Origin of the sequence: Galbibacter sp., from assembly GCF_048266365.1 — a bacterium.
Taxonomy (GTDB): domain Bacteria; phylum Bacteroidota; class Bacteroidia; order Flavobacteriales; family Flavobacteriaceae; genus Galbibacter.
Map to the genome: position 1 here is coordinate 137,658 of NZ_JBLWZP010000008.1, position 13,378 is coordinate 151,035.

Genomic DNA, 13,378 nt, shown 5'->3' on the forward strand with positions numbered 1-13,378 from the left:
TTAATTTATTCTAGAACAAACCCTATAGAAGCTTCCACTACCTCTTGCATGTGTTGTGGGAGCTTTTCACTTTCCCAAGGATGTTTGCCTCCAAAAACATGATTGGCGCCTTCTATAACTAGGAATTCTCCCTTCGAACTCCATTGCTTTATTTTTTCACCTTCAGCAATTGCTACTGTTGGATCTTCTGTTCCATGAATCACTAGGTTTGGAATCTTTAGATTCTGTACAGCATTTTCAATGGTAAAGCGTTCTGTGTTGTTTACAAAATCCTCGTAGAATTGATAGTAGTGTGGCAGTTGTTGTTTTGTCCTGCTATTTTCTACATAAATAACGCCCCTTTCTTTCCAATACGCTCTGGCTTTTTCATCAGCAAAACGAGCTTCAAAGTCGCTTACACTAGCCCAACTAACTACTTTTTTTACTCTTTCATCTTCTGCTGCTTTGATATACACTATACCACCTCCTCTTGAATGTCCGATAAGACTGAGGCTATTTGTATCTATAGACTCATGGTAAAGAAAATCAGGGCCGGTACAGTGATCGATCATCACTTTTAAATCATCCAATTCAATGGTGAAATTATTGGTAGCGAAGGCTTCTAAATCCGGAAAATCAATAGGCTCATTAATCGTACCTCCATTGTGTGAAAAATTGAACTTCACAAAACAAATACCATTTTTTGCAAATGCTTTGGCGACCAGATCCCAATACCCCCAATCTTTAAAGCCTTTATAACCGTGGCAAAATATTACCAGTGGGGCATTCGTTGTTTGTTGTTCAAAATAGATATCGTAAAGTATCGGCTTTTGATGTTCGCCTTGTAGGATTTGATTTCTTCTAGTATGCATATTTTTCTATTTCTTTTTCTTGAAGCGCTTGATCTTTATCAAATAACTCAACGATGAGCTTTTCAAGTACTTTTGAAAATGTATGTAATACTTCTTGATCGATGACAGTCTCCTTAATAGCTCTGTTTCCTCTTTTGTCTTTTGTTGCGAATGAGATGATTCCAGCTTTGAGATTTTTAAATGAAATGATACCTCCTGTAAAGGAATTTAGTCCTGTTTCTTTGTGAATAAGAAGCGCGTAACACAAAATCTGGAAGGCTTTATTATAAGTGGCATCTTCAATGAGTTCTGGCCAATCCACTATTTCAACATTTTTGGATTCTGCATTACCTGTCTTGTAGTCGATTATTTGAATGCGATCATCTACCATTTCCACGCGGTCTACTTTTCCTTTTAAATATACTTTAAAGTCTAGCCCGGAAACCGGAATTTCAGCTTTGACATTGCGTTCAATGTGCAGGATTTGGATCTTTTTACCTTTCTTCAACCGTTCTTCTTCAAACCTCAGGAAATTCTCAATATAGCGTTTGGCAATATGGTAGGAAATTAAATTCCTGCCCTGAAGTTTATCGACACTTGTATAGGTCTCTGAAAAGAAATTTTGGACTTTATCGTCTACCATAGCGCGCATGTTTTTCAGATGCTCTATGGTTAAGAGCTGTCCTTCCAATGGCTTGTAGAAAAACTCAAGAGTGTCATGAACTATGGTGCCTAAAGTATTGGCCGCAATGGTCTCTTCTACTTCTTCGACCTCCCTTATACCTAATATGGATCGGCTGTAAAAATCTAATGGATTTCGGATGTAATTGGTTAAAGAGGTGGGAGAAAACCCGTTTTGTGCTACCTTTTTAAGAGCCTCTAACAATGTTGAGTCCTTCTCTATGCTTAGCAGTTCAGTCTTCTCATTATTAATTTTTGCCACCGCAACTTTTTCAATAATGTTATGCTTAGCCTCCGGCAACATGGTGAGCTGATGTATGAGTCTACTCTTTTCACCACCCTCCAATGAATTGGGTTCTGTGTTGTATAAGACATAAACCTTTTTTGCTCTTTGTAAGAGTCTATAGAAGTGATAGGAGTATATCGCATCCTTTTCCTTAAATGTAGGAAGTCCGAAGGCCACCTTTAAATCCAGGGGTATAAATGAATTGTGAGTTTTACCTGCAGGTAAAACACCTTCATTAACCGAAGATATAATGACACTTTCAAAATCTAAATTACGACTCTCCAACATTCCCATGATTTGAAGACCTTGTACAGGTTCTCCTTTAAAGTCAATTGTCTGTAGTTGAACTGTAGCGGAGTAAACTTTGCGAAGCGATTTTATATCTGTAATACTTCCGTAAGTAGTGTTGAATTGTTGGAGTTGATTGAATACCTGGTAGCAGCCAAAGAGGTATTCTAAGAAAAGAGCATTTTTTTCTTTTTTGTAACGATCCCTTAACTGATTTATAAGTTCTAAACAGTCATCAATGACCTGTGACATTACAGGCTTTTTTACTCTTGGAAACAGTAACTTTAATTCAGAGATACCGGTCAGGTGGTGGTCAGGGACATATACTGCGTTCTCTTGATTTATAGTGCTGAGTAAGGAATCAACTTCTTGTTTTTTGTGGTCAAGTAACATTTGTGTTACAGGATTGCTAAACACGGCGATAAGGTCTTTGTAATACCAAGTTCCTGCTGATTTGTTTTCCCAAACCTCCAGTAAGGTTTCAAAAAAAGTACCTAGGGGAGTTAAGGCTAAGGGGAATCCGCTAGTGATGTTAGCTACCTCTATGGAATCAGGTAGGCTACTTATTAGCGGCGTTAGCAGGCTTTCATTAGCCAAGACAATTGCAGTCTTGGAGGCCTCTAGTTCATTGCTCTCCAAAATATGCCCGATATACTTCGCTTGGCCTACATTTTTTGGTGTGCCTATAATTTCTATAGATTTCTCTTCAGTGTAGTACTCCGTAACATAATCAAACGTATTGGTCTTGTAATATGGCCAAGTGTTTTTGTACTTTCTTAAAAACAGTCCAGCGTCATGAACAGGTTCATCTAAAAATTTCTTATCAAGATCCCAATATATTGTAGTGTTTCCAGCTTCAAGAAATGCTTGAAACATATTTTGTTCAGCGGTATTTAAGGCATTAAAACCTATAAAGTAATATTGCTTATCAGCATTCTTTTGAATGTAGGCTGAGCAATTCTCATGCGCCTCTTTGTAGAGTGCACCTTGATAGGCGAGCCCCTGTTTGGAAAGATGCTTGTTTAACTCTCCATAGTACAAGTGCATCTTCTTCCAAAGCATTAAGTAATTCTGCTGCAGATTGGTTTTGTCGGCTGTATTGGTCCAGTGAAACTGGTCTAATTCTTTGATGTTGAAGAGATGCGTAAAGAAAGAATCGGATGCTATGAGATACCGATCAATTTCATTGAAGTCTTGTAATAGTGTTTGTGCCCAAGATATAAAATGGTAAAAATCCTCCTGTTGATCTTCTGGGGTAAGTTGTTTATACAGCTGATAAAATTCAAACAGTAGATGAATGTTCCCAACCAGTTTTAAACTGGCTAATTCTTGTATAAAATCCTCTATTCCATAAATCACTGGAGAAATGCTTGTGACGTTTACAGTGTTGAGGAATTCGTTTTTAAGGATGGTAGCTGCCCGTTTACTAGGAAGCACTAGGATCACATTGGCTAAGTTATCATGATGTTTGCTATAAATGGCTTGGGAGACTTCAGATAAAAATGATTTCATAGCGATATGATGCGTTTTATGGTATCGTTAGATCGTTGATATATACGTTAGGAATAAGAATAATTATCAAGATTAAAGATAATCAAAAGTCTTAGATAATCGAAAAGTCCTATGGCTTTATAGGACTGAAATTATCTAAGTGGAGCAGAACTATGATTGGATCCGATAACAGAAAAATATAAGCATAAAAAAAACGCCCCGATTTCTCGAGGCGTCTTCTATATGATTTGAATTAATCTAATTATTTAACTAGGTTAATTTCAACTCTTCTGTTTTGAGCTCTACCAGCTCTTGTTGCGTTAGAAGTGATAGGTTTGTCTTCACCATATCCGTGAGATTCTAATCTGTTAGTAGAAATACCGTGCTCGATTAAATAAACTTTAACTGAACCAGCTCTTTCTTCAGACAATCTTTGGTTAAGTGAATTACTACCTGAACTATCAGTGTGTCCGTCGATAGTGAACTTAGCATTTGGATATTCGTTAAGAATTCCGATGATATCGTCCAATACTTTAGCAGACTCAGTTTTGATAGTTGCTTTACCTAAGTCGAACAAGATAGTTTTAGCATAGTCGTTCAATGCTTTTTGAACAGCTTCAGTTACTTCAGGACAACCATTGTTTGCAACAGTACCAGCAACATCTGGACACTGATCATCTTTGTCAAGAACACCGTCACCGTCTTTGTCTGGACAACCGTTAGTTGCAGCAGGACCAGCAACATCTGGACACTGATCGTCTTTGTCAGCTACACCGTCACCATCAGAATCTGGACATCCAGCTAATTCTTTAAGACCTGGAGTTTCAGGACATTCGTCTACGTTGTCAGCTACACCGTCACCGTCAGAATCAGGACAACCGTTCATTGCAGCAGTACCAGCTTCGTTAGGACATTCGTCTTTAGAATCTTCAATACCGTCACCGTCAGAATCAGGACAACCGTTGAATTCTTTTAAACCAGGTACTTCAGGACAAGCATCGTCTTTGTCATAAATACCGTCACCGTCTGTGTCAGTACCACCAAATTTGATCGCAAGACCAGCTAAGTGTTGGAAATGAGGAGCGCTGTAATCTTCGAATACATGCTTGTAGCTAGATTGTACTGTCAAACCTAAGTTTTCAGTAAACCAAACATTGAAACCAACACCTCCGTTAAGAGTACCAGCTCCAATCTCATCTATCCAAGTGTAACCACCACCAATTTCAACAAAAGGATCGAAAATAGTTCCTTGAACAAAATTGTACTTGATTGTACCGTCAACACCGTAGTAAGATAGATCATCTACACTAGTATCTCCTTGTTTGTCAATTTTGTTAAGTGACCCACGAACTCCTAAAGAGATTCCACTTCCTACATATTTAGAAACAGATACGTAAGAAATAGAAGGTAGAATGTTCCAGTGATCACTCGCGTTGAAATACTCGTCAAACCAAGCTTCTGAAGCATATGGTCTATCAGAATTAGTTGGGTATGCATCAACTGCATTCGCCCCAAAACTGATCTGCCATGGATTGTTCTGGTCTTGAGCATTCATGTTGCTAATCCCTACAAATAGGAACGCAGCAACTAGTAATTTGCTAAGATGTTTCATGTTCAATTATTTAATTTTAAGTGTTAATTTAATGACAAATGTAAGTTGTTACAACTTATTAACAAAAACAAATATATAATTTTTTAGTTAAAATGAAAAGAGCAATGCTTTAAACTACCCCAAGATTTTTGCCAACCTCTGTAAATGCCTGTATTGCTCTATCTAAGTGTTTGCGGGTGTGAGCGGCTGATAGCTGTACTCTTATTCTCGCTTTTCCATGAGGAACTACGGGATAGAAAAAACCTATTACATAGATACCTTTTTTAAGAAGTTCATCGGCCATAGTCTGTGACAATTGTGCGTCATATAGCATAACTGGTACAATCGCGGCATCTCCATCGATGATGTCAAAGCCTGCTTTTTTAATGCCTTCCTTGAAATATCGGGTGTTTTCTTCCAATCGGTCCCTAAGTTCAGTGTTGTTGGATAGCATCTCAAATACTTTTAATGAGGCTCCGACAATGCTTGGCGCTAATGAATTTGAAAACAAGTAAGGCCTTGAGCGCTGTCGTAACATTTCAATGATTCCTTTCTTAGCTGTTGTGTAACCTCCCATTGCACCACCCAATGCCTTACCAAGCGTTCCGGTAATGATGTCGATCCGATCCAACACCCCTTTTTCTTCCAATGTTCCTCTACCCGTTGCGCCTATAAACCCTGCGGCGTGACATTCGTCGATCATGACCAATGCGTCATATTTTTCAGCTAAATCACATATTTTATCCAAGGGTGCCAATAGACCATCCATTGAGAATACTCCATCGGTAACTATGATTTTGAATCGTGCTTGATCTTCGTTGGCCTGTTGAAGTTGCTTTTCAAGGTCATTCATGTCATTGTTTTGATAGCGATATCGTTTTGCCTTACACAGGCGCACTCCATCGATGATAGAGGCGTGGTTCAAAGAATCTGATATGATAGCGTCTTCAGCGGTCAATAAGGGCTCAAAGACACCTCCATTAGCGTCAAAGGCTGCAGCGTATAGAATTGTGTCTTCCTTGTTGTAAAAATCAGATATTTTTTGTTCTAATGCTTTATGGATATCCTGAGTACCACAAATAAATCGTACTGATGACATTCCAAAGCCATGTGTGTCCATGGCATCCTTCGCCGCTTGGATAACTTCTGGATGAGAAGAAAGTCCAAGATAATTATTGGCGCAGAAATTCAATACTGTTTCACCAGTACTTATAGTGATTTCTGCACCCTGTGGGGAAGTAATGATACGTTCTTTTTTATAAAGCCCTGCGGCCTTAATTTCTTCGAGTTCGTTTTCTAGGTGTTGTTGAATTTTACCGTACATCAGTTCTAATTATTAGTTATAATTCACAAAGTTATGAGATAATTGTTCAGTAAGGGAATGTATGTTCAAAAATTACGAATTATTTTTGTTTTGAAAGATTATGACATAAAACGCTAATATTTAACTTACGTTTCTAGTATTTTTATTTCTTCATTAATATAAACAATCAATTTTCTTTCGACTTCATAACCTATTTGGATTAAGGCATTGGCATAGGTCTCGATTTGAATACGGTGCTGTTGAGAATGGCTTCCGGTTTTATAATCGATGATATATGCTTTTTTCCCACGAAGCATAAAGCGGTCCGGCCTTAAAACAATTCCGTCCTGGGTGTACAAGTCGCGTTCGATATAAACCTCATAGTGATCCGAGTAGAATTCCTCCAACTTCGGGTTGTGGACTAATTCTAATAGATATGAAGCCACTTGCTTTCTATCACTTTCTGATAATAAACCATTGTTTATTGCGGCATTTACCGTTGGCTCCAAATCAGTTTTGTGTATGATTTTAGATAAAAGGTGGTGGTAAAGGTTCCCTCGATCAATAGCTTTTTCTAGTTCAGTGCCCCAAAGCGAACCTGCTTTGGTGATGATTTCAAAAGAATCATTCCATGACATTTTGCTGTGAAAGGGAATTTCTTCAGCTTTAACTGTTTCATCCTCTGGCTCCGTTGTGATGACCCGATTGGGATCTCCGATACTTATAGTTTCCATGGAATCATTCCAGAGACCGGTATCTTGTAAATAGCTAATAAAGAGCCCTGCAAAGGTCTTGGTGTTGGCCACGTCGTTTTTGATATCTCTTTTACAAATCAGGTGGAGTTGCTGTACAGCCCTTGTTAATGTAACATACAATAGGTTGTAGTTGTCTAGCCTCAAAACTTCCTTGTCTTGTGCTACCAATGCAGCACCCTGCTCACTATAAGATTCAATGACACTGGTTTTGTCAAAAAGCGCAAAAGGAATGCCATAGGTTTGCTCGTCAACAGGTAGCCATCTTTGATCGTTCTTTTGGTATTGAGTGTCCGTATTGGCATATGGAAAAATAACCACGGGGAACTCTAGGCCTTTAGATTTATGGATACTCATAATGCGCACCGCATTAGAATCTTCAGGAGCCGCAAGACTCAGGCGTTCTTGATTCTGGTCCCAATAGTTCAGGAAATTACTTAAACTCCCATTGCTGTTTTGTGTAAAACTCAATATTTCATCTAAAAAGAATTGTAAATACGCATCCGATGAGGCCGCTAACTTAAATTGTATGATTGCATATTCCACTGCTGTGTACAGTGGTAGTTCAAGGAAGGTTTCTTCCTTAAAATCGTAACTATTAAAAACAGCCGCAAGGTTATTGAGGTTATCGTGAATAAATGGATGAACCCCTTTGGTTCGCTGTTTCTCGGCTAAATAAATTAAGATTTGATAATTGACCTCAAGATCATTTGGATGAATCAGGTGCTGTAGTAAGTTGATTATGAAGGCTATTTTCTTATTGTTTTTTAGTAATAAGCTTTCCGAAGATATAATGGGAATTCCTTGTTGGGTCAGGTAATCAGCGAGTAAGAATCCGTCTTTATTTTTGCGTGTTATAATACAGATATCACCGTATTCAAATTTTTGATTTCTTAGCTGTGTTATGATCTCATGGGTTTTTAGTTGATAGAGATCGTTATCTGATTCCTTGTTTTCTTCTTGATCGATAAAGTTAAAACTTAGGAAACCTCCTTTTTTGGAATTGGTCTCTTGAGAACTGTATACTTCGAAAAGTGCTCTATATGTTGGATGCTCTAGATGTTGGGCAATAAACTTGAAAAAACCATTGTTGAAATTTATGATTTCATCGTAACTCCTATAGTTTTTTGGTAAATTTTCAACTGATTTTTGTGCCTGAAAGGGACTTTCAATCTCTTCATTATACAGGTCGATAAACTGCTCTGCTTTCCCCCCTCGCCAGCGATAAATTGCTTGTTTAGCATCCCCAACTATAAGTATTGAACCCGTTTTACCACTGGGTAACTCTGCCTCAAGAGCATTTGACACCAAGGGTTTTAGGTTTTCCCATTGGAGTATTGAGGTGTCCTGAAACTCATCTATAAAATAATGCTTGTACTTTTCTCCCAAACGCTCGTAAATAAAGGGCGCAGGTTGATCTGCAATTGTTGTCGATATGAGTTTATTAAATTCAGAAATCAACAAAATGTTTTTTTCTTCTTTAATAATGTTGAGTTCCGTATTAATTGCATTAAGCAGTGATAAGGGTGTAAGATTTTTATGGAAATTCTTTAAAAAGTTTATCTCGAGGATTGTGTTTTTTAGTACTTCAATCTCCAATGCGATATGTGGCTGTAATTCATCTAAAATAGCAGCCTTGTCCGCATTGTTCTTTGCAAATGACTTAGTGTATAATGGTTCGGTTGTCATTTTCTTATACCAAACATACTCCCAATGAACATCAAAATTTTTTGAGATAATTTTCTTGATACGATTGTAGAGTGATCCACGATTAAAGCCGGATTCTCCAATTTCTTTTGAAGATAAAAGATCTAATAGTTGCTGTGCTGATTGTGTAGTTTTGACTTCAAGAGTATTTATCTGCTTAAGTAATTTTAGGCCTAAGTCTCTAAAAAACTCTAAGGGTTTATCTTCCAGTAATTTTATAAAAGCGACGTGATCTTCTTTTGACAAGAGCTCCGCTATATCTCTTAAGTCTCTAGAAATATCCCAACTTTTGTCTTGATCCGCTTTGGATAATGCATAGTCGACTAGGATGTTGGTAAGTAGTTTATCAGATCCGGCGCGAAAAATTAAATTATCTACGGCCTCAGCCAGCAATGCTTTTTCGTCTAAGGAAACCTCAAAATTGGTAGATAGCTTTAAATCGAAGGCGAAGGTTCTGATGATCCGATGGTTAAATTTATCAATGGTTAGAATGTCAAAAAAAGCATAGTTATACAGAATTCGATTTAAAATTTTGATGGCACGCCTGTGTAATTCTTCTGCTTCTAGATGTAATTCTGATTGCAGGTCTTGGAATATGGAAGAAGGCTCTTCAAGAATCTTTTCTTTTGAAAACTCATAGAGGTTTTTCAAGACTCTTTCCTTCATTTCATTCACCGCTTTATTGGTGAATGTGATGGCCAGAATCTGCTTAAAACCATCCAAATGTTTTGTGCTTAATAAGATGGATAAATAGCTTTTGACCAGGCTATACGTTTTTCCAGATCCCGCAGAGGCATTGTAAATTTGAAAATTAGCTGCTTCCAATTCTTTAGTTTATTGCAAAATAAGAAATCTCTATGGGTTCTTAACAAATAATTGACATGATTTCGATTGAATTTCCTTAAATTTGAGAAACAATATATTTATTAACTAAAAAATACAAAAAAATGGCTTTTGATTTACCAAAATTACCATATGCGTATGATGCTTTAGAACCACATCTAGATGCGCGTACTATGGAGATCCACCATACAAAACACCATCAAGGATATACCTCTAAGCTAAATGATGCGATTAAAGACACAGACTTGGATGGAAAATCGATTGAAGATATCTTAGCAGGATTGGATATGAATAATGGCGCCGTTAGAAATAACGGAGGTGGTTTCTTTAACCACAGCTTGTTCTGGGAAATTATGTCTCCAGAAGGAGGAGGAGCTCCAACAGGAGAATTGGCATCTGCTATTGACAGTGCATTTGGATCTTTCGATAAGTTCAAAGAACAATTTTCAGCTGCTGCAGGTACACGTTTCGGGTCCGGATGGGCTTGGTTATGCGTTCATAAGGGTGGTAAACTAGAAGTTTGTTCTACTCCAAATCAAGATAATCCTTTAATGCCGGATACTGGTTGTGAAGGGGCACCTATTCTTGGACTTGATGTCTGGGAACATGCTTATTATTTAAATTATCAAAATAGACGTCCGGATTATATCTCGGCTTTCTTCAACGTGATTAATTGGGATAAAGTATCTCAGTTGTACACTCAAGGGAAATAATCAACAGTCTCAAAATATCTGTAAGGTCACTCTGTCAAAGGAGTGACCTTTTTAATTTCAGGCATAACCAAAACTTAAAATACCTATTCTGACTTCCTTGTAAGTAAAGTAACTTTACTTCGTCCACTTACTAAAAAGAATTGTTATGACAAATAAAGGCACATTTGCCAATACTCAATTTTCCGTCTTAGATTTAGTGCCCATTGCATTGGGAAATTCAAACTTACAATCCATGCAAAACAGCCTGGACTTAGCAAGAAATGCAGAAAACTTTGGATACAAGAGATTTTGGGTCTCTGAGCACCACAATACCAATTCCCTGGTTAGTTCAGCTACAGTGGTTCTTTTAGGTTATTTAGCACAAGGAACTTCAACGATCCGTATTGGTTCTGGAGGGGTTATGCTTCCAAATCATGCCCCTTTAATAGTGGCTGAACAATTTGGAACTTTGGAAACGCTTTATCCCAATCGTATTGATCTAGGACTAGGGCGGGCTCCCGGAACAGATCAACTTACTGCTCATGCGCTAAGGAGAGGGAAGCACGAAAGCGTTCAAGATTTTCCGAACGATATAGAAGAATTACAGACTTATTTTTCCATCGAGAATCAAGATGGTAGTGTACGCGCCATCCCGGGAGAAGGATTGGATATTCCTATCTATTTGTTAGGGTCAAGTACCTTTAGTGCCCAGTTGGCTGCTAGAAAGGGACTGCCATATGCCTTTGCAAGCCATTTTGCACCTACACATCTTAAGGAGGCTTTAGATTTGTATAAAGGTGGTTTTACGCCTTCAAAGTATTTGGATAAACCCTATGCCATGGCTTGTGTAAATGTATTTGTAGCAGATTCAGATGAGGAAGCTGAATATTTAGCGACTAGTTTTTATCAAATGGCTTTGGGTATTATTACCAACGCTAGAGAACCCTTACAGCCACCAGTTGAGGATATGGATGAAATCTGGAATTATCAGCAGCAGGCAATGGTGAAAAACATGATGTACTTCACCTTTAAAGGGACTAAGGAAACTGTTGAAAAAGAATTAGGAGAATTTATACGTACTACCGGGGTTGATGAAGTTATAGTGACATCACATATCTACGATCATCAGGCTAGAATAAAATCATATAGGTTACTTAGTGAATTGTTCAACGAAAAGTAGTTGATCGGAAAATTCAATAGAGTACATCCTATCATAAATAATAAACACCACTGCCACTTGTTAGAGTGGCAGTGGTGTTTAAAATCGTTTGTTCTTTGATAAACAAACCTCTTGAACTAAAATTCTTCCCTAATCTAGTTTAAAGGACGAACCCAAATATTTCTGTAACCTACTCTACTGTTGTCGCCGTGATCTTGTAAGCGTATAGGAGCCTCTCCGTGAGCCTCATTTTTCGGCCAACCGATGTAGGGAGTTGTCCCTTTGACCTCTGTATGATCTTGAATCAACACGCCGTTATGAATAATGGTTACTGTGGCAGATTTTATTTTACCCCCGGCCTCATTGAACTCGGGAGCGTGGTAAATAATATCATATGTATTCCACTCTCCAGTTGGAACTGAGGCCATTGCCAAGGCAGTTCCTTGTTTGTAAAGCGTTCCAACCTGACCATTGGTATAGGTGGGATTGTCGTTGTTGTCCAGTATCTGAATTTCATAGCGATTTTGTAGAAAAACACCGCTATTTCCACGACTCTGTCCCTCTCCTTGAACTTCCTCCGGAGATTTCCATTCAATATGAAGCTGCATGCTTCCAAAGCTTTGTTTGGTCTGAATATCTCCAGTCCTATTTTTTACCGTCATGCTTCCATCGTCATTAATGGTCCACTTTGCAGCCGTACTGTCTGCACTACTAATCCACTGATCTAAATTGGAACCGTCGAATAAAATAATGGCATCACTTGGTGCACCATCCTTTGCATATGGTTTAACCTCCGGAACTGCCGGTTTGTAGAACTCGGTTTCTTCAGGCTTGGTAGGTTCACTGCCACTGTATTCCTGGTAGGTAATAACAGCTGGTCCTTTTGGAGCTTGTTCTACCGTTGTTGTTTCGCTCTTGTCTTGACTTTTAGACTGCTGGCAACTTGCTAAACCGATTACCAGAAAAAGGCTTAAAATTGAGTTTCTGATCATTTGGTAAGTTCTTTAATCTTAATGTTTCTAAAGGATACTTTATCGCCGTGATATTGTAAACCTACTTTTCCTGTTTTGTACATTCCGAATCCTTCCCAACCTTTGAATTTTGAATCAGCAATCATAGCCTCCCAAGCTTCTCCGTGTACTGGAAACTCAACAATTTTAGTACCGTTCAAGGTAACAGATCCTTTGTTGGTGATATGGTTGATTTCTAAAACAGAATTGTTCCACTGACCAGCTGGCTTAACTACTTTTTTGCTTGGCGCGATCATGTCATAAAGTGCCCCAGATTGATGCGTAGTACCTGCCTTTGCATCAGGGTGACGCTCATCGTCAAGTACCTGGATTTCTGGTCCGGTTTGATAAGGTTCATGGTATTTTTCATCTTCAACCACACCCCAGAATATACCACTGTTTCCTCCTTCTGAAATCTTCCAATCCAGAGATAAAACAAAATTTGTATACGCTTTGTTTGTGACGATATTTCCTGCTAAATCTCCTGGAGTCAATACCATTGCTCCGTCCTCGATGGACCAAGCTGCTGATACCGGTTTACCGGTATTATACATATGCCAAGAATCAAAATTGCTACCGTCAAATAGCACTTCCCAGGATTCTTGAGCGGGTTTTTCTTGAGTCTGCTCTGCTACAGGCTCTGATTGATCTTTATTTTCTTTTTGGGTGTTTTGTTTGCAAGACATTATGAGTAATGTAGCTGCAAACAAATAACTGATTGTTTTCATCGATTGTGTTTTAGTTG

9 protein-coding genes are annotated in these 13,378 nt (G+C 38.3%); 2 read left to right on the forward strand and 7 right to left on the reverse strand.

Going from position 1 to position 13,378, the window contains the following annotated elements; translation table 11 throughout:
• Positions 1–5: 5 nt before the first annotated feature.
• The 5 genes from ACN0TV_RS12675 to ACN0TV_RS12695 all read right to left on the reverse strand — a co-directional run bounded on the left by ACN0TV_RS12675 (position 6) and on the right by ACN0TV_RS12695 (position 9,754).
• A complete protein-coding gene (locus tag ACN0TV_RS12675; RefSeq protein WP_417363289.1) occupies positions 6–851 on the reverse strand; it encodes an alpha/beta hydrolase family protein in 846 nt (281 codons plus the stop codon).
• A complete protein-coding gene (locus tag ACN0TV_RS12680; RefSeq protein WP_417363290.1) occupies positions 841–3,597 on the reverse strand; it encodes a PD-(D/E)XK nuclease family protein in 2,757 nt (918 codons plus the stop codon). Before ACN0TV_RS12680 ends, ACN0TV_RS12675 begins: the two co-directional genes overlap by 11 nt.
• A 241-nt stretch (positions 3,598–3,838) precedes the next feature.
• Positions 3,839–5,188 carry an OmpA family protein gene (locus ACN0TV_RS12685; protein ID WP_417363291.1) on the reverse strand — a complete coding sequence of 450 codons (1,350 nt, stop codon included), beginning with the start codon at positions 5,186–5,188 and terminating at the stop codon, positions 3,839–3,841.
• A gap of 109 nt (positions 5,189–5,297) precedes the next feature.
• Positions 5,298–6,491: a glycine C-acetyltransferase gene (kbl, locus tag ACN0TV_RS12690; RefSeq protein WP_417363292.1), complete on the reverse strand. Its 1,194-nt coding sequence runs from the start codon at positions 6,489–6,491 to the stop codon at positions 5,298–5,300.
• Positions 6,492–6,616: 125 nt separating this feature from the next.
• The gene (locus ACN0TV_RS12695) at positions 6,617–9,754 is read right to left on the reverse strand and encodes a UvrD-helicase domain-containing protein (protein ID WP_417363293.1); all 3,138 of its coding nucleotides are present in this window, start codon (positions 9,752–9,754) and stop codon (positions 6,617–6,619) included.
• Positions 9,755–9,876: 122 nt separating this feature from the next.
• On the opposite strand from ACN0TV_RS12695, the gene ACN0TV_RS12700 reads away from it, so the two are divergent.
• A complete protein-coding gene (locus tag ACN0TV_RS12700) occupies positions 9,877–10,485 on the forward strand; it encodes a superoxide dismutase (RefSeq protein ID WP_417363294.1) in 609 nt (202 codons plus the stop codon).
• Positions 10,486–10,630: 145 nt separating this feature from the next.
• The gene (locus ACN0TV_RS12705; protein ID WP_417363295.1) at positions 10,631–11,644 is read left to right on the forward strand and encodes an LLM class flavin-dependent oxidoreductase; all 1,014 of its coding nucleotides are present in this window, start codon (positions 10,631–10,633) and stop codon (positions 11,642–11,644) included.
• Between the two features lie 134 nt (positions 11,645–11,778).
• Here ACN0TV_RS12705 and ACN0TV_RS12710 read toward each other — a convergent pair whose 3' ends face one another.
• Together ACN0TV_RS12710 and ACN0TV_RS12715 are read right to left on the reverse strand one after the other, a co-directional pair.
• The gene (locus ACN0TV_RS12710) at positions 11,779–12,615 is read right to left on the reverse strand and encodes a 3-keto-disaccharide hydrolase (protein ID WP_417363296.1); all 837 of its coding nucleotides are present in this window, start codon (positions 12,613–12,615) and stop codon (positions 11,779–11,781) included.
• Complete coding sequence (locus ACN0TV_RS12715; RefSeq protein WP_417363297.1) at positions 12,612–13,361, reverse strand: 3-keto-disaccharide hydrolase; 750 nt, start codon at positions 13,359–13,361, stop codon at positions 12,612–12,614. Before ACN0TV_RS12715 ends, ACN0TV_RS12710 begins: the two co-directional genes overlap by 4 nt.
• Positions 13,362–13,378 lie beyond the last annotated feature (17 nt).